At 39.0% G+C, this 25415-nt stretch carries 20 protein-coding genes; 9 read left to right on the top strand and 11 right to left on the bottom strand.

Going from position 1 to position 25415, the window contains the following annotated elements; all coding sequences use genetic code 11:
* Position 1: 1 nt before the first annotated feature.
* From P20495_RS19600 to speD, 7 genes are all read left to right on the top strand, one after another.
* The gene (locus P20495_RS19600) at positions 2–1162 is read left to right on the top strand and encodes an HDOD domain-containing protein (protein WP_007376260.1); all 1161 of its coding nucleotides are present in this window, start codon (positions 2–4) and stop codon (positions 1160–1162) included.
* A 379-nt stretch (positions 1163–1541) separates the two neighbouring features.
* Entirely contained in the window at positions 1542–2747 is a 1206-nt protein-coding gene (locus P20495_RS19595) for an aspartate aminotransferase family protein (RefSeq protein WP_008133411.1), read from the top strand.
* Between the two features lie 85 nt (positions 2748–2832).
* A complete protein-coding gene (astA, locus tag P20495_RS19590) occupies positions 2833–3849 on the top strand; it encodes an arginine N-succinyltransferase (protein ID WP_008133413.1) in 1017 nt (338 codons plus the stop codon).
* 15 nt (positions 3850–3864) lie between these two features.
* Positions 3865–5334: a succinylglutamate-semialdehyde dehydrogenase gene (gene astD, locus P20495_RS19585; RefSeq protein ID WP_008133414.1), complete on the top strand. Its 1470-nt coding sequence runs from the start codon at positions 3865–3867 to the stop codon at positions 5332–5334.
* 126 nt (positions 5335–5460) lie between these two features.
* Positions 5461–5808, top strand: a complete 348-nt coding sequence (locus P20495_RS19580) for a DUF3802 family protein (RefSeq protein ID WP_007376264.1) — start codon at positions 5461–5463, stop codon at positions 5806–5808.
* Between the two features lie 91 nt (positions 5809–5899).
* Entirely contained in the window at positions 5900–6313 is a 414-nt protein-coding gene (locus tag P20495_RS19575; RefSeq protein ID WP_008133415.1) for an OsmC family protein, read from the top strand.
* Positions 6314–6401: 88 nt separating this feature from the next.
* Positions 6402–7214, top strand: a complete 813-nt coding sequence (gene speD, locus P20495_RS19570; RefSeq protein ID WP_007376266.1) for an adenosylmethionine decarboxylase — start codon at positions 6402–6404, stop codon at positions 7212–7214.
* A gap of 53 nt (positions 7215–7267) precedes the next feature.
* Here the strand turns inward: speD and P20495_RS19565 are convergent, their stop codons facing one another.
* The 7 genes from P20495_RS19565 to P20495_RS19540 form a co-directional block, all read right to left on the bottom strand.
* A complete protein-coding gene (locus tag P20495_RS19565; protein ID WP_008133416.1) occupies positions 7268–8611 on the bottom strand; it encodes a M24 family metallopeptidase in 1344 nt (447 codons plus the stop codon).
* Between the two features lie 133 nt (positions 8612–8744).
* Positions 8745–10016, bottom strand: a complete 1272-nt coding sequence (locus P20495_RS19560) for an aromatic amino acid transport family protein (protein WP_008133417.1) — start codon at positions 10014–10016, stop codon at positions 8745–8747.
* 454 nt (positions 10017–10470) lie between these two features.
* Positions 10471–13563, bottom strand: a complete 3093-nt coding sequence (locus P20495_RS19555; RefSeq protein ID WP_008133419.1) for an efflux RND transporter permease subunit — start codon at positions 13561–13563, stop codon at positions 10471–10473.
* A complete protein-coding gene (locus tag P20495_RS19550) occupies positions 13560–14675 on the bottom strand; it encodes an efflux RND transporter periplasmic adaptor subunit (protein ID WP_008133421.1) in 1116 nt (371 codons plus the stop codon). The genes P20495_RS19555 and P20495_RS19550 overlap by 4 nt, the downstream gene beginning before the upstream one ends.
* Positions 14676–14795: 120 nt before the next feature.
* Positions 14796–15740, bottom strand: coding sequence for a pseudouridine-5'-phosphate glycosidase (locus tag P20495_RS19545; protein ID WP_007376272.1), 945 nt, complete (start codon positions 15738–15740; stop codon positions 14796–14798).
* Positions 15741–15751: 11 nt separating this feature from the next.
* Positions 15752–15913 (bottom strand): hypothetical protein, encoded by a 162-nt coding sequence (locus P20495_RS21860; RefSeq protein WP_007376273.1) that lies wholly within the window; start codon positions 15911–15913, stop codon positions 15752–15754.
* 72 nt (positions 15914–15985) lie between these two features.
* Positions 15986–19864 carry an amino acid adenylation domain-containing protein gene (locus tag P20495_RS19540; RefSeq protein ID WP_008133424.1) on the bottom strand — a complete coding sequence of 1293 codons (3879 nt, stop codon included), beginning with the start codon at positions 19862–19864 and terminating at the stop codon, positions 15986–15988.
* A 227-nt stretch (positions 19865–20091) separates the two neighbouring features.
* Here P20495_RS19540 and P20495_RS19535 point away from each other — a divergent pair, with 227 nt between their 5' ends.
* Positions 20092–20598, top strand: a complete 507-nt coding sequence (locus P20495_RS19535) for a MarR family winged helix-turn-helix transcriptional regulator (protein ID WP_008133426.1) — start codon at positions 20092–20094, stop codon at positions 20596–20598.
* Positions 20599–20971: 373 nt separating this feature from the next.
* Here the strand turns inward: P20495_RS19535 and P20495_RS19530 are convergent, their stop codons facing one another.
* The 4 genes from P20495_RS19530 to P20495_RS19515 are packed head-to-tail and all read right to left on the bottom strand — an operon-like array spanning position 20972 to position 24468.
* A complete protein-coding gene (locus P20495_RS19530; protein WP_007376276.1) occupies positions 20972–22105 on the bottom strand; it encodes an alkene reductase in 1134 nt (377 codons plus the stop codon).
* Positions 22106–22116: 11 nt separating this feature from the next.
* On the bottom strand, positions 22117–23031 hold the full coding sequence (locus P20495_RS19525; RefSeq protein WP_008133428.1) for an EamA family transporter: 915 nt from the start codon (positions 23029–23031) through the stop codon (positions 22117–22119).
* Entirely contained in the window at positions 23028–23732 is a 705-nt protein-coding gene (upp, locus tag P20495_RS19520; protein ID WP_232224803.1) for a uracil phosphoribosyltransferase, read from the bottom strand. The genes P20495_RS19525 and upp overlap by 4 nt, the downstream gene beginning before the upstream one ends.
* Positions 23733–23790: 58 nt before the next feature.
* Positions 23791–24468, bottom strand: coding sequence for a phosphoribosylanthranilate isomerase (locus P20495_RS19515; protein ID WP_008133429.1), 678 nt, complete (start codon positions 24466–24468; stop codon positions 23791–23793).
* A 458-nt stretch (positions 24469–24926) separates the two neighbouring features.
* Between P20495_RS19515 and P20495_RS19510 the strand changes: the two genes are divergently transcribed.
* Complete coding sequence (locus P20495_RS19510; RefSeq protein WP_007376280.1) at positions 24927–25289, top strand: hypothetical protein; 363 nt, start codon at positions 24927–24929, stop codon at positions 25287–25289.
* Positions 25290–25415: the final 126 nt, after the last annotated feature.

Genomic DNA, 25415 nt, shown 5'->3' on the forward strand with positions numbered 1-25415 from the left:
TATGACTGAACTTGTAGCGCAACAACGAACAGCTAAAATACTTGACCAACGAGCACATGATTTATTGCTTGGTCATAGCTTTGCGCATCAGCAAATTGGTTTTATTCATACATTAGAAATAGAATATGGCGAGCCAATGAAGCAACGTACGTTGCTTCAAGTTGAGGTCGCAGCACAACATAAACGTCAGCAGAGCAGTACTGCGCATCATAAGTATCGAGCTCAGGCGAGTGAAGTACTTCACAAAGCAATAGAAACAGCTATTTTTAAGCAACTAAGCGACATGGATGCCGTAATCCTAAATACGTTAGGGATTGAAGATGGTATTGCAACTATTCTTGATCTTTTAGCGGTTAAGTCTGCAACTGTAGGGCGGCTAGAGCCTCTAGTAAACGATTTAAGCTGGCTTGGGCGTGAGTTAGTCACACTCGTTAATTTACCTTACTATCGAAAACAGCGTAGTAAAAACACCTCAGTAAAAGTAGATAGCCCCGCGCTTGCTCTGCGCTACATTGGCCTTGATAATTTACAGTTAGTCATACCTACTTTTGCAGTACGTCATTGGATGCCACACAGTACTGAACCATTTTCACTGCTAAAGCGCAGGCTACGTGATAGTGCAATGGCTAATGCGATTGCAGCACAAAAAATAGCGCAAATTAACAATGTAAACGATATTCATGCATTTACCCTTGGTATGCTTTTAGATGTAGGGCGAATCGCATTAGTGCGTTTATATTTAAAAACTTTTGAGCAAGTATGGCAACGTAAAGTACAAATAGCGCGCCAAGAGCAGCGCAAAGACTTGCACACTGCGTTATTAGAATTAAAACCCGACCCGCTTTTTTTAACTACGTTACTTAATAACCAATCTTTAGCTATCAGCGCTAAAGTTATTGAGAAGATGAAATTTAAGTATTTGCCGTTTCAAGGGGTCATGCAGCAGTTGGTTAATGGAGTCGATAAGGGCGATACAATGTTACCTTTAACCGAGGTAATGTTAAAAGCGCGTTGTTACTCTCAATATCTAAATTTAAAAGAACACCAGCTTATTGAATCTGATGAAACAACAGCATGGTTTTCGTACTTTAAGTTCACTAAAACGGAACTAAAAACCCTCGAAACAAGTAATTTTACCAATCTAGCTATTCAAATTGACTAAAAACTTAAAATTTTTGTTAATTTTTTAGCGACTAATCATTCATTCTCACTCTATTGTTATATTGCATATTTAACACTTAAAGTGTGTGCGCCTCAGTGCTCATGCGGTTAGTTGTCTAAAAATGAGCATAATTGACTATGCAAATAGTTATTCACTATCTATGAAATAATATCTTTAGCCCTTTATTTTAAAGGGATACATGAAAGTTTTTAACGAGACAGATTTAAGTAATTCTGAAATAATGTGCGTCTGAAAATTGAACCACAAAGCAATTTTGCGCAATTATCAGGTTACTGATCTTGCCTATAAAGTTGGTTACAAATAGTAACCAAACACCTATTTTGATGTTTTGTGTTGCTCACAATTAAGAGGAAATAAAATGACAGTCAATCGCGAATTATTTGATCACGTAATGGTTCCTAACTACGCACCTTCAAGCGTAATTCCTGTTCGAGGCGAAGGCTCTCGCGTATGGGATCAACAAGGTCGAGAGTTTATCGACTTTGCTGGTGGTATTGCCGTTAACTGTCTTGGCCATTGCCACCCTGCATTAGTAGGCGCATTAAAAGAGCAAGGCGAAAAAATCTGGCATCTATCTAACGTAATGACCAATGAGCCGGCACTTCGCCTAGCTAAAAAAATGGTTGATGCGACATTTGCTGAAAAAGTTTACTTTGCGAACTCTGGCGCAGAAGCAAACGAAGCCGCGCTTAAATTAGCGCGTCGTTTTGCACTTGATAAGTTTGGCGCAGAAAAATCACAAATCATCGCGTTCAACAAAGGTTTCCACGGTCGCACATTCTTTACCGTAACTGTTGGCGGCCAAGCGGCATATTCAGATGGTTTTGGCCCTAAGCCTGGCGACATTGTACATTGCGATTACAATGACCTTGCTGCATTTGAAGCACTTATCAGCGATAAAACATGTGCCGTAATGATGGAACCTCTACAAGGTGAAGGCGGTATTGTTTCACCAACTGATGAGTTTGCTCAAGGCGTTCGCGATTTATGTACTAAACATAACGCACTGCTTATTTTTGATGAAGTTCAAACAGGTGTTGGCCGTACTGGCGATTTATACGCATACCAAGGCTTAAACATAGTACCTGATATTTTAACTACCGCTAAAGCACTTGGCGGCGGTTTCCCTATTGGCGCTATGATCACAACAACTGAGATTGCACAGCACCTTAAAGTAGGTACTCATGGTTCTACTTATGGCGGTAACCCGCTTGCGTGTGCTGTTGCAGAAGCTGCATTTGATACAGTAAATACCCCAGAAGTACTTGCTGGCGTAAAAGCAAAAGCCGCATTATTTAATGAACTACTTAGCGCGGTTAACGAAAAATACAACGTATTTAGCGAAATCCGTGGCCAAGGTTTATTAATTGGTGCAGTGGTGAACGAGAAATACAAAGGTCGTGCAAAAGAGTTTTTAGTGGCAGGTACTGAGCAAGGTCTTATGTCATTAGTTGCTGGTGCGGATGTAGTACGTTTCACTCCATCTTTAGTAATTCCTGATGCGGACATTCGCGAAGGTATGGCGCGCTTTGAAAAAGCAGTAGCAAGCGTAGTAAACGCATAAGCGACTTAAGCCAACCAATTAAGGGCAAGCACCGCTTGCCCTGCAATTCCTATTTACCGTTATTTATAAGGGAGCAAGCGGACTCATGATGATCCTTCGCCCAATCCAGCAAAATGATTATTCAGCATTACTGAAAATTGCCCACGAATCAGGGCATGGTTTTACGTCTTTGCCATTAAACGAAGAACTATTGCAAAAAAAGATTGACCATTCAGTAAGCTCTTTTGCTAAACAAACGTCACAACCTGGTGACGAAGGCTACCTGTTTGTTCTTGAAGATAGCGAAACCGGTGACGTTGTAGGTACGTCTGCAATTGAAGCTGCGGTAGGGCTTGATGATGCATTTTATCATTATCACTTAAGTAAAGTGATTCACTCTTCGCGTACATTAAACGTCTACAAAGCGGTTGATATTTTAACGCTATGTAACGACTACACAGGTGCTACAGAGCTTTGCACATTGTTTTTAAAAGATGGCTATCGTAAAAATTGTAACGGTAAGCTACTTTCAAAAGCGCGCTTTATGTTTATAAAACAGCATCAAGAGCGTTTTGCACAAACAGTGATCGCAGAAATGCGCGGTGTGTCTGACGAAAACGGCAGTAGCCCTTTTTGGCAGTGGCTTGAAGAGCACTTTTTCTCAATGGATTTTCCAACAGCCGATTACTTAACAGGTATTGGCCAAAAGGTTTTCATTGCTGAATTAATGCCTAAATACCCAATTTACGTAAACTTGCTAAGTAAAGATGCGCAAGCCGTAATAGGTAAAGTACACGACAACACTCGCCCAGCAATCGAGTTATTAAAAAGCGAAGGCTTTACGTTTAATGGCTACGTAGATATTTTTGACGGCGGCCCAACGGTTGAAGCAAAAGTAGATAACATTGCGACGATTCGTAATGCAAATCACTTTAACGTTGAAATTGGCGAAATGACTGGCGACACCATGGTGTTACTAGCGAACGAAAAGCTTGAAGATTTTAGAGCAACTGTTGCGCCAATGACATTTGACGAGCGCGCAAAAAGCCTTATTTTATCGCAAGAAATAGCAGATGCATTGCATTTGCAAGCTGGCGATATTGTTAGTGCAACCACGATTTAATTTAGGAGAAAGTATATGACTCATCCTGCACAATTTATAAATGGTCAATGGTCACAAGGCCAAGGCACAGAATTTAATTCGCTAAACCCTGCAAATAACGACGTTATTTGGCAGGCATCATCAGCAACTGCGGCGCAAGTAGATACCGCAGTAAATGCAGCGCGCGAAGCGTTTTATGTATGGGCTGATAAAAGCTTTACTGAGCGTTTAGAAATTATTAAAGCATTCGCAGCGCAATTAAAAGAAAACAGCGAAGAGCTCGCTATTACTATTGCACAAGAAACAGGTAAGCCACTGTGGGAAACTCGCACAGAAGCGGGTGCTATGGTTGGTAAAATTGCCATTTCTGAAAAAGCATTTTTAGAGCGCACTGGCGACGTAGAAAACGCAATGCCACTTGGCCGTGCGATGATTCGTCATAAGCCACATGGGGTTGTAGCTGTATTTGGTCCGTATAACTTTCCGGGTCACTTACCTAATGGCCACATTGTGCCAGCGCTTTTAGCAGGTAACACGGTTGTATTTAAACCGTCTGAACTGACTCCTAAAGTTGCCGAGCTTACGCTTAAACTGTGGGAAAAAGCAGGCTTACCAGCCGGTGTAATCAACCTCGTTCAAGGTGAAGTAGAAACGGGTAAAGCCCTTGCTGCTCACAAAGGGATTGATGGCTTGTTCTTTACGGGTTCTTCGCGTACTGGTCATATTTTACATGAACAGTTTGCGGGTCAACCGGGTAAAATTTTAGCGCTAGAAATGGGGGGTAATAATCCACTTATTATTACTGACGTTGAAGACACTAAAGCGGTTGTTCACGATATTATTCAATCAGCGTTTATCTCAAGCGGCCAGCGTTGTACATGTGCACGTAAATTGTTTTTACCTAAAGGTAGCAAAGGCGATGCAATTTTAGAGCGCCTTATCACTGCAACTAAAGCGATTAAAGTAGGCAACTACGATGATGCAGACCAGCCATTTATGGGCTCTATGATCTCATCAGCGGCAGCAGCAGGCATGGTTAAAGCGCAAAACGAGCTTGTTGAGCTTGGCGCTCAAGTATTAGTAGAACTTGAGCACACAGCCAATACCGGTTTTGTAACACCGGGCATTATTGAGTGTACAAACATTAGTGACTTCCCAGATGAAGAGCATTTTGGACCACTTTTAAAAGTATTCCGCTTTGACGACTTTGACCAAGCAATTGATAAAGCAAACGATACAACCTTTGGTTTATCGGCTGGTTTATTAAGTGATAGTGCAGCAGATTATGACCACTTTTTACGTCGTATTCGTGCCGGCATTGTTAACTGGAACCGCCCAATTACTGGCGCATCAAGTGCAGCACCGTTTGGTGGTATTGGCGCGTCGGGCAATCACAGAGCAAGCGCGTATTACGCTGCTGATTACTGTGCATACCCAGTTGCTTCAGTTGAGCTTGAAAAGGTAGCGATGCCAGCAACGCTAAGTCCAGGTTTAAAAATAGATTAAGTACTACTTAATAACTACAAAAGCAGCTTCGGCTGCTTTTTTTGTATTGCTATCGTGCAAAGCTAGTAATTCGCGTCGCTTTCTGATTAAATCATGGCAATTAATTATTTTAAGGTGGTATAAAAAATGGTTTTAGATAGGCAAGGGTACGATGATTTGATCATGTATCTAACTCAAAATTTAGCATTGTTTGAGAAGCCAGGCGAGATAAAACCAGGTGCCCCAACAGTAATGGAATTAATTGAAGACGTCATTGCGCAAAATGTTATGCTTATTTGTGAGCAGCACACAGAGCTTAATACAGAGCAGCGTAGCTTAATTGTACGCGAAGTTGACGGCATAGTTTACGATTTAGAAGAAGTCCTCAGTAGTATCACCACACAGCCTGTCACGGTTGAGCAGCATGCATTTATAGATGAATTTGCTGGTTTAGTTAAAAACTTATTCGATAATGCAGTCTCGCAACAGTATTAATCAATTGCTTATATAGCCGCCTAGTACATTTTCATTTGCAACTGCGGCTAAGTTGCTTACAATCAAGAAAATATTTTTTTGAGATAAGCACATGCAAGCAAATGTAAAATGGGTTGAGGGCGATACGTTTATCGGCCGTTCTAATTCTAACCACAATGTAGTGTTTGATGGCGGTAGCGATAGTGCCGCGCCAAGCCCTATGGAAATGGTTTTAATGTCGGTTGGCTGTTGTTCATCAGTCGATGTTGTCAGTATTTTAAAAAAAGCCAAACAAGATTTTTCAGACGTGCAAGTACAACTTACTTCAGAGCGTGCCGAAACAGCCCCACGCGTATTTACTAAAATCAACTTACACTTTGTTGTTAAAGGTAATAATGTGTCTGAAAAACACCTTGCACGCGCCGTTTCCCTCTCTGCTGAAAAGTATTGTTCGGTTGCATTAATGCTTGATAAAACAGTAGAAATTACGCATAGCCACGAAGTTGTGCAAGATCAAGCAAAATAACGCTTTTTCCATAAGGAAAATTCGTATAAAATCCGCGAACTTTTCATTCTGCAGGTGCAGAGTTCACTAATTTATAGGTTGGTTTATTATGAACAAACCCTTCGATAAACTTAAACTTCATGGCTTTAACAATTTAACCAAAAGTTTAAGCTTTAGTATTTACGATATTTGCTACGCAAAGACCGAGCAACAACGTAAAGAATATATTGAATATATCGATGAGCAGTATAGTGCAGATAGACTAACCGACATTTTAGGTGAAGTTGTTGATATAATTGGCGCTAACATTTTAAATGTAGCGCGCCAAGACTATGAACCACAAGGCGCTAGTGTAACTATTTTGGTTTCAGAAGAACCAGTAGAAGAGCAGCAAAATTACGATGCTGACGAAGCGCCAGGTCCATTACCTGATTCAGTTGTTGCGCACCTAGATAAAAGCCATATTTGTGTACACACATACCCAGAAGCTCACCCTGATGATGGTATTTGTACATTCCGTGCTGATATTGAAGTGTCTACTTGTGGCATTATTTCACCACTTAAAGCGTTAAACTTCTTAATTCATAGCCTTGAGTCAGACGTGGTAACAATTGACTACCGCGTTCGTGGTTTTACCCGCGACATAAATGGCGTTAAGCACTACATTGATCATGCTATTAGCTCGATTCAAAACTTCATGACAGAAGATACTAAAGAAGCGTACCAAATGATGGACGTGAACGTGTATCAAGAAAACCTGTTCCATACCAAAATGATGTTAAAAGAAACCGACTTAAATACCTATTTATTCGGCCTTTCTACGGCAGATTTATCAGAGGGCGAAGAAGACGAAATTCGCTCAAAACTGACCCGTGAAATGCAAGAAATATTCTATGGCCGTAACCTGCCAGATACAGAATAATAGCAACGAATTAAGTTAAAAATGGCGCTCAGTGAGCGCCATTTTTTTTTGCTTTATTTTACAAGCAATAATTGTGTTTGTCGGCCATTTAAATACCAGACACCGCTTTTATCAAAAATAGCGTCCTCTTCTAGCATTATTCTTATTTCTTTGTTCCACTGTTTTATAAACACCGCATTGTTGAGCTCAATAGAGTAAGCCGTATTTAAATGCAGCGGATAGTCACCATCTCCCGGTACACCTTGCTGAGAATCCCACATACCTAATGTAGTACCAGCAGCGTGACCATGATAGCCAAGAGGATGAGTATAAATAGTGGGCTTTAATCCCTGAGCAATAGCGGCTTTTCGTGCTGCAGCTAACACTTCATTACCTGTTTTTCCTACCGCAAATTGATTGGTAAATATATCTTGTAGTTTATTACCGCTTTTTAGTGCTTCAACTAAGTAATTAGGCGCACTCGTTTCGTTTTCTTTGAGCACATACGCATGCTGCTGCGTGTCGGTATTTAAGCGTAAATAAGTAATACCAAAATCGACATGAAGTAAATCGCCGGCTTGTATAACGTTATCATCGTAGCCATTGGTAAAGCTTTCTTCATGATTAAACGACTTCGCATCGGCGCGCTGAATAGCAACGCTTGGGTGAAACCATGTTTGTAGTTTTAGCTCTTTTACGCGCTCTCTAAACCACCATACCAAGTCATCGCTAGTTGTTTTACCCATCGTAATTGTTTTACCCGAAAACCCCTCTGCAATAATATGATGGGCAATAGCCACAATATGTTTATACATTTCAACTTCTTCAGGAATGCGTTGCTCTAACCACGCGACAGCAAGCGGCTCTGCAGAAATTATTTTATTGTGATAATTGGCGGGCAAGTTAGCCATTAAGGTTTTGTAATCGCCTAGCACAAGGCCATCGGCATGTGCCCAGTCGGTAGAAGTATTGAGCGCAATGTTGCGAGGTTTGTATTGCTCAATAAGCGTATTGAGTGCCTGCCACTGGCTAGGTTGTTTTTGCTTATCCCAACCTTTTTTAAATACATTACCTATTTTATAAGGTGCAATAGCGTAAGCATCAACCCCACCTTGTTTATTAAGTGCAAATAGCAAAATAGTGGTGCGTCTGGCTGAAAGCCATGTTGCAGGCAGCATTGTTTTTAATATTGGATCTTCATTGTATTCGCGGCTTATAAGAAGCCACATATCAGTGTTGTGCTGCTTCATTAACGAGGGCATTAAGGTGTTAACCCTAAGCTCAGTTATTTTATTAATAAACGCAGCGCGCTCTTTCATTGATAAAATTGTTGGGGGTTCTGAAGCTTGAACTAAAGGGCTTACAAATAGTGTTGCGAGCAAACATGCGCTTATTAGTAATAATTTATTGTATTGCATAGTTGGGCTATTTTTAGGCTAATTTATACTTAACATGCCAGAACCCACACTATAAAAAAATAATTTGAGACAAACCGTACAAACAAAAAAGCCCAGCTAATTAACTTAGCTGGGCTTTTGTGTATATAGCGTATTAATTAATCATGCTGTAAATAAGTGCAAATACAGCAAGTGAGCCAACCGCTAATATAAATAGCGTGCTTAAACGGTTACGGTATTTATGAAGTGCAGGCACTTTATAAACTGCAATCATTGGCATGATGAATAAAATCATCGCAATGATAGGGCCCGATAACTGATCCATCATGTCTAAAATACTTGGGTTTTTAACAGCGCAAAACCAAATAGCTAAAAACATAATTAGCACACCAATTTTATCGGCCGCTTTTGCGCTTAAGCTTGTTTGTTTAGTTACTAAACCTGTAAAGCTTTCACGTGCCCCTAAAAAGTGACCCAAAAACGACGATGTAATAGCAATAAAGGCAACAAGCGGCCCAAGTGTGGCAATAAACGAGTTATCAGTAATGTTAGCAAGATAGGACAGAACCGATACGTTAGCCGCTTTAGCAGCGGCCATTTGCTCGCCTGTAAGCGATAGCACGCAAGAGAACACAAATAACAGTACAAAGGTAATAAGTAGTAAGCTAGTGCGCTTTAAAATCGCCTCTGCCTTGCTTGTTGCTTGGTTACCGTAATGGCCGCGTTGCACATTTACAAAGCTTGAGATAGCCGCTGCGTGGCTAAACGAAAATACAATAATAGGAATCGATAACCACAACGTTTTACCAAAGCTGCCCATTTCAGGCATGCTCATATCGGGCACTTGCCAGCTTGGGATTAAATAAAGTGATAAAAACAATAATATACCCACAAGCGGATAAACTAAGATAGCAAAGGCACGTAGCATTAAGCGCTCGCCGCCCATCATTAAGCTAATCATACCTGCAACTAATACACCCGAAAGTAATACGCGAGAAGGTGATTCCATCCCCATTTGATTAACCATAAAGCTATCCACAGTATTGGTTAAGCCCACACCGTAAATAAGCAAAATTGGGAATATAGATAAAAAGTACAACAAAGAAATTAATCGACCTGCAGTCACACCAAAGTGCTCTTCAACTACATCGGTAAAGTCGGCATCTTTATTTTTCGATGAAAGTACAAAGCGTGCTAAGCCTCGGTGGGCACAAAAGGTCATTGGGAATGCTAAACACGCCATAATAATTAATGGCCAAAAACCGCCAATACCAATATTAATAGGTAAAAATAAAATACCCGCACCAACGGCCGTGCCAAATAGACTTAGCGTCCATTGTGTATCGTGTTGGTTCCATTTTGAGGTAGAAGAGTGTGTGTTATTTATTGGTGCATTTGAAAGCGTTGCACCTTGAGGTGTTGTCATGTGTGTGCTCATCCATTATTTGTAATAATAATTGCGCCGAAGAATATAGTTTTTGACTAAATTTTTCATGTTTTGAGCTGGTTTTAGAATGAATTAGTTGTAGTGGTTTAGTGACTAACTGTCATGAATATGAAACACCGATTTAAAAGTGAGCAATGTATAAAGTAATAATTATACAATGTGTTGTTTATTTGAACGAAGTAACTGCTGTCAGGTTTTTTTGTATGAAACAAAGTTTTTTATACGCTGCAGATATTACATAATTTATCGCGATAAGAGCTTTAGCTTATTAGAGCGTGTTGATCTTTGGTCGTTGAGTTTTCAACAGCATGTTTGCATGTAAGCCAACAAGGTAACGCAGGAGCTGTTACCGAGCTGGCTATGTTATAAATCTCGCGCCGGGATTAAATTTCCCCTAGATAGAACAAACTTTAATCTTGAGAGGTCACAGACCTTAACTAATAGCAAAAGATGGTTTTTCATTTGAACTGCAAAGGTTACTTTTATTTACTTCTTTAGGCACTCGTTTTGCAGCCAGTTTTACGTAAAAAGCAGGCAATACAAAAAGAGTAAAAAGGGTTCCTATAAGCATTCCTGCTACTAATATAATGCCAATACTATTTCGGGCTTCAGCCCCAGCTCCAGATACCATTAATAATGGGAAGTGTCCAAGAACAGTGGCAGCAGTGGTCATTAAAATAGGCCTTAATCTAGTTGATGCAGATTCAATTACGGCTTCTATGCGGCTTTTACCTTGCTCTTGTAGGTGATTTGCAAATTCGACAATTAAGATACCGTTTTTTGCAATCAGACCAATGAGTGTGATTAAACCGATTTGAGAATAAATATTGATAGTCGTTAATTCAAAATACGACAGCATCAACGCGCCAGCCATTGCCAAAGGTACACTCCCAATTAACACAACTAGAGGGTCTCGAAAGCTATTAAATTGGATACTAAGCAGTAAGTAAACAATGACCAGTGAAATTAGCATAACGCCTAATAAACTATTACCTTGTTGTCTTATTTGTCTAGACTCTCCGGCATAATCAACAGTGTATGAAGGGGGGAGTAATTCTTTTGCGGCATTTTCTAATGCTGAAAGTGCCTCTTCTTTTGTGGAGTTAGGTAATACGGCTCCAAATATGCGAAAGGCATTTTGCTGTCCAAAGCTATTTAATTGTCTAGGAACTGTTGCCCATTTAACTTCAGCTATTGCAGATAATGGCACGCTGGTTCCATTAATTGATTTAATGTTTAAGCTTAGTAGTTTTCCAGGATCTGACTTTACATTTCGGTCAATAACAGGGATTACCTGATAAGCTTTTCCTTGCGCATCAAATCGATTAACGTAGTTATTTGATAAAAGAACACTCAGTTGCTGATTGACATAAGCGAGATCCATTCCTAAATCGGCAATTTTATCGCGCTTTAATTGTAATTGTATTTGGGGTAAATCGATTTTTAAATCAGTGTCTGCGTATAAAAAGTGCCCACTAGCAAATGCTTTACCTATAAGTTGCCCCGCATAGCTTTGCATTATTTCAAAACTATCGCTGGACTTAACGACCATTTCTACATCGAATTGGCCCGCAGTAGGAAGTGGCGCTGGAAGAATGGGCAACGGGTTGACTCCAGGGGTTTTAGCCAAGCGTCCATAAACCTCAGGAAGAATTGATTTAGTAGTGTAATCTCGTTCGCTAGCACTTATAAATTCAATACCGCCAAAAGCACTATTGGTAAAAATGTTCTGCCACATTTGAGTTGTGCCGGGTATTTCTAATAAGCTATCAACCATGCCACGAATGTTATCTTCATTATAAGTTAACGATGACTCAGGGGGGGATTGTACAAGTACAAATATGCTGCTTTGATCCTCAACTGGCGCAAGCTCTTTTTGTGCACCTTGGTAAAATGGTATTATCATAAGGCTTAACGCAATTGCAGCAACAATCACTTGATTTCGCCACGACAATAAAAGAGTAAGTAACAACGCATATTTATTTCTTAGCTGATCAAATACCCAGTTTACTTTTTTTGTTAATTTAGTTTCTTGCCCTTCAGCAGGGATAACATACGCGCTCATTATTGGTGAAAGTGTGAGGGCAACAATGCCTGATATAAGCACTGATATTGCTAGGGTAAAAGCAAATTCTTTAAATAATACGCCGGTAAGTCCAGACAGAAAGCCAATCGGTAAATACACCATTGTTAGTGTGAGAGTCATTGATACAATTGGTACAAACAGCTCTTTGGAGCTTGTGAGCGCTGCGTCAATTTTAGATTTTCCTGCACGAATATGACGTGAAACATTTTCTACAACAACAATCGCATCATCAACCACCAAGCCAACAGAGAGAACAATAGCGAGCACGGTTAGTAAGTTTAACGAAAAACCGACGACATACATTGCCGCAATAGCACCTAATATTGAAATAGGAATAGTCACTAAAGGTACCGCTGAGCTTCTAAATGATCCCATCATAAAGAGAACAACAACGCCTACTAGAATAACCGTCTCAATAAGTGTTTTAAAAATCTCATTTAATGCATCGCGCATATATAAAGTACCATCATAGGCATAACCAATGCTGATACCATCCGGTAAAGTCTTATTAATTTTATCGGTTAATGCGTAAAGTGCGTCACCAACTTCAATTTCATTTGCACCTGGCTGCGGCCAAACTGAAATATAAACAGTATCATGCTGATTTAAGCGAGCACTTACCGTTGGCTGCTCAGAGCCAAGTTCAATATGGGCTACATCTCTCAGATATATAACATCATTATCTATACGTTTTACAATTAACTGCTCAAATTCATCGATACTTTTCAATTGTGTATTAGCGACCAGATCAATTTTTTGTTTATTAGTTTCTATATAACCTAGCGTAGCTATTGTATTATTTGCAGCCAACGCGGAGTAAATATCGTCAGCGCTAAGATCAAATGCTTCTAACTTTGCAGAATTTAAATGCACGCGCATCGCAGGCGTTCTACTGCCTTCAATTGCGACTCTTTGAACACCCTCAATATCTGTAATTATAGGAGTCACTTGCCTTGATAAAAAGTCGGTTAGTTGTGTAAGTGATTCGCCCTGATGCCCTATATTTAAATAAAATAGCGCATGAGGTCGATCGGTACGCTTAACGCTAACAATGGGATCCTCAGTATCATTCGGGAGCATATATTTAACTTGGCTAAGACGAGCAGTAAGCTGTGATAAAGCCCGAGTACTATCTTCGTTTAAATTTAAGTAAGCTGTTACAGTGCTGTTCCCTGCAATTGTGACTGATTCAACATAATCAACACCTGGAACCGTAGCGGAAATACGTTCTATTGGTTCTGTAATAAAACCTTTAACTGTATCAGCTGATGCGCCTACGTAGTTAGTTGAAATAACTAAAGATGAACTTTCAATTTTTGGAAACTGTAGCACAGTCACCTTAAGCACTGACCAAATCCCAGCAATACAAATAATAGCGGATAAAACGATTGCAAGTGTTGGTTGTGTTATGAATCGATCCATAAAATGATTGTTTTTCATAATGATACCTTAGGAGATAACGTATCTTCCATAGCTACAGTACGCTCTGAATTAAGCAAGTATGCTCTCAAACCGTCACGCAATTTAAATGCTCCATTACTTGCGATTAATGCGCCTGAGGTTAAGCCATTGGTGATCATAACGAGATCCCCAATACGTTCGCCTAATTCAACTTGTGTACGCTTAGCGTATGTTTTTCCTTCCTCGTCTTTATTTAATAAATATACATAGTTCCCTAATTTGCCTTTAATAACTGCTAAATATGGGATCGCAACAACCTCTTTTTTGTTGCCAATAGGTACCTTAATTTTAACGAGTTGATTTGAATTTAGTTTAGTATTTCCTAATGTAATTTTTGCACGGTATTTCAGCTGTCTTGAGTGTTTTGACATTTCTGGTGCAACAGAGGCAACTTGTGCAATTATTTCTGTCTGTGTGTCATCAAGTAGCGTTAATACTACCGGCGTATTAATTGCTAGCTCTGTATAGGTTTGCGGGAGAGAAAAATCGACCCACATATATTTTTCAATACCAATGAGCTGAGTTAGATTTGTATTAGCAGGTAAAAACTGACCGACTTGCAAGTCATGTATACCAACGCGGGCTGTAAATGGTGCTGTAATCACTTTTTTAGCAATTTTAGCTGAGAGTAGGTTTATTTCTGCTTGGTATTGAGCAAGTAAAGCCGTTGATTCATCTAATTGCTGAGCGCTCAATTTATTTGAATTATAAAGGCTTTTATATCTCTTTACGGTGGTGTTTTGTAGTTCAAAGCGTGATTTAGCTATTTGCAGTTGTGCTTTTTCCTCCTCGTGTTCTATTTCGAGTAACGTATCACCTGCATAAGTAATACCGCCAGATTGCAAATAGAGTTTTGTAACTTTACCTGCTGATTCATTAATTAACGATAATGTTTTAGGGGCTTTTACGATACCGCTAATATCTATATGTGACTGGTGAGCAACTTTTTCTACATACATAGCTTCGACATTAGCCGATTGTTCATTGCCTATATTGCTGCGCGCATCAATGATGTTACTTTTAACTGCAAAGCTGCCCGCTATTAAAATTGCTAGTATGCCTGTCGTTGTAATCCATGGAATGAAATTCATAATTAGCTCCTTGTGTGCATCTAGTAGGTAATATGCTTGGGTGAAGTTTGTTTATGTAAAGTATCTTTATATAAAGATATATAATTAAAAAAATTTGTCAATAAACTTCACCCATTATTTTTACGCTACTTCTCTTTTATTACTAGATTGCTTTGCATGGGCAACAGCTAAATGCCCTGCAACACGCGCTGTATTGATCAAAACGGCACTGTTAGCTTTAGCTGAACGCCCTTTAGTTACTTCATCAATTGCTTTCATAATGTACTTAGTGACTTTATTTCCACTGATCCCTTGCGCTTGAGCCGAGCTAATTGCCGCGTTGATAGCATCATTAACATCATCACTATCAATGGCGTCTTCGAGCTTAGTGGGTGTTGTAATTAATACACTGCGCTTATTATCAAGTAGCCATTGGGTTTCAATTATGTCGGCTAAAATAGATGCATCATCTATCCGTTGTGGTGCTTTATAGCCACTTGAGCGACAGTAAAATGCAGGGAAATCATCAAATTGATAAGATATAATAGGGACATTGTGGGTCTCTAAGTATTCAAGTGTTAAACCTAGATCGAGTATGTTTTTTGCACCAGCACATACAACGGCAACCCGTGAACGTGTAAATTGCATAAGATCTGAAGAAATATCCATCGTATTGTTTGCTCCTCTATGAACGCCACCAATGCCGGCAGATGCAAAAAAGCATATTCCTGCTAACTCAGCTGCAATAATAGATGAGGCAACGGTGGTTGCACCCAATTGCTTAGTCGCTAATACAACGGGTAAGTCACGCGTGCTGACTTTAGGTATATTTGCGGTTGTTGCAAATAACTCAATCTCACTTTCATCCATGCCAATTAGTAATTTACCATTAGCGACTCCAATGGTTGCAGGGATTGCACCCGATTCACGAACTGCTGCTTCTACTTGTAACGCGGTGTGTTTATTTTCAGGGTAATCTAAGCCATGCGTTATAACATTAGACTCAAGCGCCACGACCGCAAGCCCTAACTCAAGAGCCCGTTTAATTTCAGGCTTAATAACAAGATTTATCTTTGTATTGTTCATTTTATTTTCCTCTAATAACTTGGTTTTTTAATTAATTTATATTTTTGCTGAATAATATGTTTGTTATAAACACGTTGTCGCCAATTTTTCGGTTGCTCTGCATGCAGTGCGATTGAAATAAAGTCGTTATTGCATTTAAACTCTTTACTTATCAGTGCCGAAATTTTTTTCACGAGCCTATTCTTGGTAGAACTGGATACGTGAGAATCAAAATAATGTATGTTGATATGCGGCATATTGCGTCCTTACGCTATTAATAATGAACGATGGTTCTCGTAAGAACCTTGAGATTGCACAATGCAATTAAACAGCTCATCAACACCTTGATGTTTTAATAATGCGTAATGATCTGCTTGTAAGTGTTGTGTTATCGCTTCTTTTTCGTTGTACTCAGGAATGTTTTCAATAAATGAATAATCATCTCCTTGTGCTTTAAATATCACTTTTGGTGCTTTTACTTGGCGTTCAAGCAACTCTGTGAATGTATATTTAAACTCATAAGTGCGCATGACTACTTCTATGATTTTACTGACAACATCTCGATTCAAAGTGCGATGATTCATACATACAAAGTCAATAAACTGTTGTTTATTAGTCACTGCCGATAAACATTGTTCTAATACCGGGCCTTGTATTTTTTGAAAGAACACTGAAAATAAAATGGTGACAAATGCAGGAGAAGTAAAACAAGGTGTCTGCTCTTTTTGTGAATACTGAGGTAGATTAGGTGAGCCAGGTGCAATGAGATAAAGTGCTTCCACGGTCTCGCCACTTGCTTCAAGTTGATGCGCCACTTCAAATGCAACACGAGCCCCAAAAGAGTATCCCCATAACGTATAAGGACCCGTTGGTTGCTCATTTTTGATTAGCTTGATATCAGCTTCTGCCATTTCTTGTATTGTATCGTAAGGAACTTCATCACAATTAAGGCCATGCGCTTGCACTGCAATAAACGTCGCTTCATCGGCCACTTTTTCAGCTAAAGGTTTTAAGCTCATTGGATACCCACCTAAACCAGGCCAGCAGAAAATTCGCGATTTTTGTGTAGAGTTATTTAAATTAATCAACCGACTATGTGAGCTGTTATCGTTTTGCTTAATATAAAGAGCAAGTGCTTCAATAGTGGGGGCTTGAAAGATAGCTTGCATCGGGATACTAATGCTCAACTCTTTATTTAAAGTATTCATAAATGTAACGGCTGTTAAAGAGTTTCCACCACTTTCAAAAAAATCATCTTGGACAGATACTTTGTCCCATTTCATAACATGGAGCCAAATATCAGCTATTTTCTCTTCTAATTTATTTCGAGGCTCAATGTAGGCTGCCTTATTTTCAATATTATTAAGTTTCTCTGAATTTTTTAGAGCGAGATAATCGACTTTCCCATTCGCTGTTTGTGGGAATTCAGCAAAAGTTATAATTTTATTAGGTACCATATAGCTAGGTAGCGAATTTTGTAAATCATGATTCAATATTTCAAGGGGGCCACGCATATGTATAGCGTCTTCTTTCATACCTTCGCTGCGTTTTTGCTCTTCTGAAATTTTTCCACCAATGCAAAAATAAAATGGTTTCATTGTACAGTTCGCATCAGATAAAATTTCTTCAATACGATTGGCTGAAGGTAAATTATTACCAGATTTTGAGCTATAACCAGAAGACATTAAACCTATGTTTAAGTCGTTCATTTGTAACTGCTGTAACTTACGACCTAAATCAATATAGTGTCGCCAAGCCGTTGTAGAATGATTAAGTAAAGAAATACCAAAAGAAGCTCTATCATAGACTTGCTGATTAATGGCAATCACTTTTTTCTTTTCAATTAGCTGATCAGAAAGGGGTGTCAGCTGATTATCTTGAACTGTGTATTGTCCTGAATTTAAACCATCTACATTTTGAATTTGCACTAAGGTCTCAACATTTGAAAGCGGGTCAGTTTCGCTATGTTGGCTAATATCAAAACTTCCTAAGTAGGCGTCATCTTCGTGAACAGCTAAGTAATCTTGGTATTCATTGTCAAAACTAGCAGCGCCAATTGAAAGGCCAAACTGAGGTAAAATATGATCAAATAAGCCAAGCATATGGCCTGTTTCCATTTCTAAAACTTCTAATATATTATTTTGATATACAGGTTCTATAGCTGATTGTTTACCTAAAAAATGGCAAGTTAATTTAACCGTGCTTACAGGCGCTAATGAGCGTACAAGATGCAGGGTATGTAGTTCAGGGTGATAATAATAAATACCCGATTTTAAATTAAATAAATTATGTATTTCTAAAAATAACTGCGTAGCATACAGGGCGCCTGGAGATGCATAGCCATACTTGGGCAGTAAGCGTTGCTTGCTTTTAAACTGGCCAAAATATCTCATGATTTGACCAAATTCATCATATTCTAATGCGCTGACAGGGCGTGTAGGGATCTTTGATTTTTGTTTTTTGAGTAAGTTAAGTATTTCTTGCTCACACACATTTCCACCATCAAAGTAACGATAAGTTTTACGAGCAAAAACAGTTTCAGTTTGCTCTTTTGATGCGTTTTTATTTGGTAAATTAAATACGGGTAAGTTTAACAGCGCTTGTGGTTGTCTAAATCCAGCATTAGAGAGTTGTGCTTTAACTTGTAATTTACTTTTTTTAGATTGATGGTGTTCACTCTGCTTGCCTTGATCCATTAAAGCGGCTTCACGATGATTTAATTCAATGCATGCAATAAGATTTTGAAAACCGGTACGCTGGTCATTTTTTACAACCATTGCGGCATTTTTTATCCAATCATGCTTTTCAATGGCAAGTCTAATTTCATCAAGCTCAACACGGTAACCACGTAATTTAATTTGATTATCGGCGCGACCTAAAAAGTGTGTGTTACCTTCTTTATCACGTTTTACAATATCACCACTGCGATAGAGCGTATTATGCATAGGCTCGCTATTGTGAGGGTTAGATATAAATCTTTCGAGCGTTGTATCGTTACGGTTTAAATAACCTCTAGCAACCTGCACACCACTAATATAAAGCTCACCAGATTCACCCTCATCAACTAAGTTTAACTGTTCATCAAGTATATAGTAGTGAGTATTGGCTACAGGCTTACCAATGGTAATTGCATCAAACGCTTGTTCTAAAGTATGAGGTGTTACTTTATGGCTGGATGAATTTATTGTGCATTCTGTTGGCCCATATAAATTGATTAGATCTTTTTCAGGCAGTGTTTCAAAAAATTGCAAGGCGAGCTGTTTAGTAAGCGTTTCACCCCCACTGAACACGTGAGACAATGAGTTGCACAATTGAATACAAGGCGAATCAAGCAAGGCTTGTAAAAGGGTAGGAACACATTGCAAAACGGTCACTTGTTTTTCAATGATTAAATCAATAAGTGCAAGCGGATCGCGATACATTCCTACTTCACTTGTAACAACACAAATACCGATTGCATTAGCTAAAATCTCCCATTGGGCTGCATCAAAGCTAAAAGGCGTTTTTTGTACAATACGAGTTGATTGGCTAAAGCTATGCTCTTCTTTTAACCACAGAAGCTGATTAACAATACTGCTATGTTCAATGATGACGCCTTTTGGATCACCTGTGCTTCCAGAGGTGTAAATCATATAAGCAAGGCTATCTTGTGATAGTGGCGCATAATATGACGTATTATCATCAACATCATCTATTGAAATCACAGTAATGTCGCTGCTAACCAATGCAGTAATTTGCTCTTTTAAATGTGCTTGAGTTAAAACTAAGCGCGCTTTAGAGTCTTTTAGCATATAGCTAATACGTTTTTCAGGGTATTCAGGAGACAGTGGAAGGTATCCGCATCCTGCATAAATAGCTCCCCACACACCAAAAATTAAGTCAGGCGATGGATCGACAAACAAACCAACATATTCACCTTGCTTAGCACCATGCTGATGGAGTAAAGAGGCAATGTTAGCTGATTTTTTATCCAGCATTTTATAGCTCCAATCTCCTTGGTTACTAATTACTGCAGTTTCATCAGGTGTTTCAATAATTTGCTTTTGAATTAAATCAAACAATGTTCGAGTATCACTTTCTCCCAAAAAAGATATCTGATCTTGCTCAAGGTTTTCGGTTCGATTTAGTTGGTTATGTAGTTTCATTTCTATGCCTATTCCTTTATTTAAAATTTTATAGATGACTAATTTTTGAATTGCCTTGTTAAAAATGAGTACTACACATAACTCTCATGTAACAAAGTTAGGTAAAAGATAATACATACAATCTTAATGTCAAGTATCTTTGTATGAAGATACTTGTTGTGATGAGTCTTGTCGTAGAGGTTGTTGTGAGTTATATTGGTTTATCAATTTAAATTAGAGTAGTAGATATGATGAAAAATGATCTTGTTGACGTCGTTATAGCCCAGTGGAATAAAGAAAGACCTGATTTAGACCCTTCGCCTATGGGAGTTATGGGCCGACTCGTTCGTACCGATGCAATGTTTAGCAAAGAATTACAAACTGTATTTGGCCGTTTTGGCCTCAATGGTGGCGAATTTGATGTATTAGCGACAATTAGGCGTTCAGGAAAACCGTTTACATTGAGTCCAAATCAACTATTGCAGACATTAATGCTAACCTCAGGCTCAATGACAAACCGTATCGATAAACTAGAAGCTAAAGACTTGGTTGCACGCAGCTCTGATCCTAATGACCGTCGAGGCGTTATGGTGTCTTTAACAGAGAAAGGTTTTCAATTGATTGATCAGGTTGTAGAGGAGCATATCGCAAAAGGGCAGTCTTTATTGTCACCTTTAGATAAGTCGGAGCAGCAGCAACTCGCAGTATTACTTAAAAAATTACTTTTAGGCCTTTCTAGCTCTACTTATAAATAAGGCCAGTTGGCCTTTCAGGAGCACAATTTGTTCTATCTAGGGCATGTTGATCTTTGTGGATTAAAATTTGTTCAATCGAGGAGCGATTTAATCGTGGCGCGAGATTTGTAACTTGGTAGCTTTGGTAACGCTCCTGCATCACCTTACTAACTTATCTTTATGTAAGAATAGGTAAATTCGCGCAAAGCTTCCGCGCCCTACTCACGGCTTTTATTTACATCTATGTAGCAGCAAAGAGTAAATCGCCCCTAGGACGAACCTAAGGGCTACGGATGTTTGGCACTTACGCTGCGTTATCGCCTATTTATGGGGAATAATCACACGACATAAACTCTGCCTCGCCTAACTACCAAACCTACAGGTGCAAAATTAATCACGAAAGCTCAACACGCTCTAATATAGATTCACTTTGTTTCTCAGATAGCGATGCACTTTTATCTACCATTGTAGGATAATCGGTATAACCGGTTTCGTCGCCACCATAAAACGTATCGGGATCTACATTATTAAAAGAAGCATTTAACTTAGTACGTTCTACCAAATCAGGGTTTGCTAAAAAGAGTGCCCCTAATGCCACACCATCGCATAAATTTTCATTTAACACATCTGATGCAATAGCAGGGGTTACAGGGCCATCCTGCCAAGCTTTGTGAGGGTTTAATATAAGCTTACCTAACCATTGGTTACGGATCTGCTGGGTGTGCTCACGGTTAGCCGCTTCCATAATATGCAAATACGCCAGATCAGTTGGCAACTGACTAATAAGAGTTTGGTAGAGCACTTCACTGTCTTGTTCAATAATGTCATTGTAAGTATTGTCGGGAGAAATACGAATACCGACTCTTTTAGCACCAATAGCTTGTGTAACAGCCGCCACTACTTTTAGCGTAAATCTTAAACGGTTTTTGACGCTACCACCAAATAGATCGGCTCTATTATTTGTATTGCTTGCCATAAATTGGTGAAGTAAAAAACCATTTCCTGCGTGTATTTCTACCCCATCAAAACCTGCCTGAATCGCTAATTCAGCTGATTTTGCGAAGTCTTCAATGGTTGCTGTAATTTCATCTAATGTCATTTCTTTTGGTGTAGGGTAGCTCTTTGGCCCTGTTGGTGTAAAAGCGTCTCCGGTAGCTTTAATTGCTGAAGGCGCTATTGATTGATGAGCACTGGGGTATAATTCAGGATGCCCAATACGACCAGAATGCATCAATTGAGCTACAATTTTGCCTCCCCTTTTATGTACTGCTTCAGTAATGGGCTGCCAGCTTTTCACATGTTGTAAATTATGTAGCCCTGGGGAATTCATAAAACCTTGACCAACTTGGTTAGGTTGAATACCTTCAGAAATAATTAACCCAGCTGTTGCTCTTTGAGCATAATAGGTTGCCATAAGAGGCGTTGCTAATCCTTCAGCTGTTGCCCTGTTTCTACTCATTGGTGCCATTACAAAGCGATTGCTTGCGTTGATTTTCCCAAAACGAGCTTCTGTAAATAAGTTGTCCATGTTTACTTCCTTTAACTAGTTTTTTTGTTTAATGATGGTTCCAGATTAAAATTGGAACTTGATTTTTTAAACAGCTGTACTTGAGATATAACAATGGCTAATACAATAATGACTGCGCCTAATGTTTGACTCATCGTTAGCCTTTGCGAAAGAATAAAATAACCCAATAATGTTGCTGAGATTGGGCTTGCAAACGATATAAAAGACACCGTAACAACTGGCAGTTTTTCAATAGCTTTAAACCAAACTATATAAGCGAACAAGGCGCCAATGATACTTAAGTAGGAATAACCAATTATATTGTCCACTGTTAGGTTACTAGGTAAGCCTTCTTGTACTAATCCAATCGGGAGTAAAAATAATCCACCTACAACGAGTTGCCAGCCTGTAAAAGTATATAAATTAACGTCAGCAGGCTTGCCCCATTTTTTTGTTAATACGATTCCCGTGGCCATTGAAGCGGCACCAATTAAACCTGCAATAACACCTTGAACAGGTAAATTCATATTTGGTTCTAAGACCAACATCGCGACTCCAACAGCCGCAATTGCACAAGCAATAAATTGCCTTAAATTAAGGGTATCTTTAAAGAGTAGCGCACCAAGTATCATGACTATGATAGGTTGGCACGACATAACAAGTGCAGCTACACCACCGGGTAATAGATAGGCTGCTACAAATAAACAGTAAAAAAAGCCACCAATATTAAGTATGCCAAGCACGATAGAACGCACCCACCAGATGCCTTTAGGTAGCTTTCGACCAATCAGTACTAATAAAATACCAGCAGGTAAAGCACGAAGTGTTGACGCCATTAAAGGCATATCTGGCGGTAATAGCTCGGTCGTTACTATGTATGTACTGCCCCAAATTGTTGGGGCAATCATAGCAACTAACATCCAAAGTATTAGTTGTTTATTTGTCATACGGCCCCCACATCGGTCGTACCGAAGTAGCGATCTCCGAAGTCGCCAATTCCAGGTATCATAAATGCGTTTCCATTTAGATACTCTTCAATTGAAGACGTGACTATTTGAATTTTCTTAAATTGCTGAGTAACTTTTTGAATCCCCTCAGGGGAGCACAAAAGATTAACAAAAATGATATTTTCTTCTAAAACACCAGCATCTATAAGCACCTGAATAGCACAAATTGCAGAGCCGCCTGTCGCCAACATAGGTTCGAATATCAGCACGCGACATTTAGCGATATGATCCGGAAGTTTTGAATAATAAAGAGTTGGCAATTTTGTGACGACATCGCGTTGTATTAAAATTTTTCCAATGGGAATTTTTAAGTCAATATGACGCAGCTCATTTTCCATACTTTCACCAGCACGAACCACAGAAACGGCACATATTGGATCTGCAAACTGCTTGCCTTTGTATGTTTCTCCCACGGGAGTAGTTACATCGAGATCTTTAAATGGTACTAATTCTAAGCTTTTTTCAATCAGCAGACGAAACACTTGATCAGCATAAAAAATGAATTGGCTTTTACTAGCTACCTTGTCACGCATTTTTGCATGCAGGTATTTTAGTCTATTTGTTTGCGGTAACTCGATCACACTACTTGAGAGTATTTGTGAGTCTTCTTTATATATTTGAATAACTTGATTTGCATTCATAACGCTCTCCCTATTTGAGTCTGCCAGATTAGGGGTGTTAATCTGGCAGTGAATTATATTAAGCATTGATCTCCGAAAATGCTTTTTCAGCTTCGCGAATGAATTTCTTCACCTTAGCGGCATCTTTTCTGCCGTCGCTACCTTCTAATCCCGTATGTGAATCAACTGCGGCTGGTTTAACCTTATAGATTGCATCAGCTACATTTTCAGGCGTTAAACCGCCAGCCATCATTAGAGGTTTTGGAGATCGTCTAACAAGTTCAGCGCTTACGTCCCAGTTATGCGTTAAACCAGTAGCGCCTTTAGCACCCGTTTTAGGGTTAAACGTATCAGTGATAAACATGTCAACAAAGTCAGCCATGGTATCAACAATTTCTAACAGCTCTTCAGCATTGTCTTCTTTCACAACAAGGCTTTTTAATAAGAAAAGATCAGGGCGCAGCTCTCTAAGCTTTTTCATTTCTGCCACACTAATATCACCGTGTAGTTGAACTGCTTTTACACCTAGCTCACTGCAATAACCGCTCACTTCTTCAGCATCTACCATATAGCTAATCAACACACCGGCTTGAGGCTCACTTAAGCCTTTAATAATGCTCATTGCATCTGTTTCAGAAATATCATCTTTTCCAGAAGGTAAGCGTAAAGGAAAGCCAAGCCACTCAATGCCAGACTCCAGCATTAGATTTGCTTCTTCTCGGTCGATAATGCCAGCTACTTGAATAATGTTTTTCATAATGTTCTCCAATTTAAAGTTAAAGGGTTGTAAAGAATCTCGACGTAAAGATATGTAAGAATTAACTTTGTGTCAAGTATCTTTATGTGAAGATATTAAATTAATATACGTTTAGCTGTTTCATAGAGTTGCTGAAGACTGATATTTTTATATCGTAATTATTTAAAAAGTTAACCTAAGCAATAGTTTAAGTGGGTTTTTGAAGTGGTGCAGGGCGATTGGAAGCTTACTAAAAAATCGTTTGAGGCCTTAAAAAAACTTAACGTATTGAGCGTAAGTCTTAAATAAAAACAATATTTAGGCATTTAAAAAATTATATGGTGTGGGTATGGTTATCAAAACGTTAAGTTAACGAGGTCGTAAACGCGGACAAGAACAGTTGGCTTTGTCCGTGCCCCACCAAATTATTTTTAGCTGGTACAATGGCATTTGTATAACTATGTGCAGCAAGGGAGTATATGGAAAAGCAAGAAATAATAAGATTCATTAAGGATATACAATGTAAGTTTCCAGATGTGATCCCGCTAATGGATAAACACGAAAGTTGGGCGCTTACTTTTCGCATGGAAGAATTTGCAAACTTAACAACTTTTGCATTCAACGAAAATAAAGTCACTAATGCTCTAAAGCACTTGTCATATATGAGTCTAAAATTAGACTCTGCAAGTCCTGCTGAACTTGAGTACATAGACACTTATTACGTTGAGCACTTATTTTGCAAGGCTACTCCCATTGGAATTGAAATAGGTTGGCCACTTGTTCCTGACAAACTTAAAAAACTGTATTTAGATTTTCACGGGCAAGCGCCTAAAATACGTTGAGAATAGAAGCGAGTCGTTTTTATTTAAAAATCAAAATCTGCTCCGAAAAGTTGTTAAGTAGGAGCTATTGATCTGAACTTCATGAGAGATTTTTATTAAACTCCGTTATACTTCTTGCAATTGAAT

Origin of the sequence: Pseudoalteromonas sp. BSi20495 (assembly GCF_000241185.1) — a bacterium.
In the GTDB taxonomy this organism is placed as follows: domain Bacteria; phylum Pseudomonadota; class Gammaproteobacteria; order Enterobacterales; family Alteromonadaceae; genus Pseudoalteromonas; species Pseudoalteromonas fuliginea.

Bases quoted from the DNA above. Each gene is read 5' to 3' on its own strand.
- P20495_RS19515 (WP_008133429.1), bottom strand. From the start codon at position 24,468: ATGAAAAACATTATTCAAGTAGCTGGCATTATCGACCGAGAAGAAGCA.
- upp (WP_232224803.1), bottom strand. From the start codon at position 23,732: ATGAATGCAAATCAAGTTATTCAAATATATAAAGAAGACTCACAAATA.
- P20495_RS19595 (WP_008133411.1), top strand. From the start codon at position 1,542: ATGACAGTCAATCGCGAATTATTTGATCACGTAATGGTTCCTAACTAC.
- P20495_RS19525 (WP_008133428.1), bottom strand. From the start codon at position 23,031: ATGACAAATAAACAACTAATACTTTGGATGTTAGTTGCTATGATTGCC.
- P20495_RS19565 (WP_008133416.1), bottom strand. From the start codon at position 8,611: ATGCAATACAATAAATTATTACTAATAAGCGCATGTTTGCTCGCAACA.
- P20495_RS19560 (WP_008133417.1), bottom strand. From the start codon at position 10,016: ATGACAACACCTCAAGGTGCAACGCTTTCAAATGCACCAATAAATAAC.
- astD (WP_008133414.1), top strand. From the start codon at position 3,865: ATGACTCATCCTGCACAATTTATAAATGGTCAATGGTCACAAGGCCAA.
- P20495_RS19510 (WP_007376280.1), top strand. From the start codon at position 24,927: ATGGAAAAGCAAGAAATAATAAGATTCATTAAGGATATACAATGTAAG.
- astA (WP_008133413.1), top strand. From the start codon at position 2,833: ATGATGATCCTTCGCCCAATCCAGCAAAATGATTATTCAGCATTACTG.
- P20495_RS19555 (WP_008133419.1), bottom strand. From the start codon at position 13,563: ATGAAAAACAATCATTTTATGGATCGATTCATAACACAACCAACACTT.
- P20495_RS19545 (WP_007376272.1), bottom strand. From the start codon at position 15,740: ATGAACAATACAAAGATAAATCTTGTTATTAAGCCTGAAATTAAACGG.
- P20495_RS19600 (WP_007376260.1), top strand. From the start codon at position 2: ATGACTGAACTTGTAGCGCAACAACGAACAGCTAAAATACTTGACCAA.
- P20495_RS19550 (WP_008133421.1), bottom strand. From the start codon at position 14,675: ATGAATTTCATTCCATGGATTACAACGACAGGCATACTAGCAATTTTA.
- P20495_RS19575 (WP_008133415.1), top strand. From the start codon at position 5,900: ATGCAAGCAAATGTAAAATGGGTTGAGGGCGATACGTTTATCGGCCGT.
- P20495_RS19580 (WP_007376264.1), top strand. From the start codon at position 5,461: ATGGTTTTAGATAGGCAAGGGTACGATGATTTGATCATGTATCTAACT.
- P20495_RS19535 (WP_008133426.1), top strand. From the start codon at position 20,092: ATGATGAAAAATGATCTTGTTGACGTCGTTATAGCCCAGTGGAATAAA.
- P20495_RS19540 (WP_008133424.1), bottom strand. From the start codon at position 19,864: ATGAAACTACATAACCAACTAAATCGAACCGAAAACCTTGAGCAAGAT.
- P20495_RS19530 (WP_007376276.1), bottom strand. From the start codon at position 22,105: ATGGACAACTTATTTACAGAAGCTCGTTTTGGGAAAATCAACGCAAGC.
- speD (WP_007376266.1), top strand. From the start codon at position 6,402: ATGAACAAACCCTTCGATAAACTTAAACTTCATGGCTTTAACAATTTA.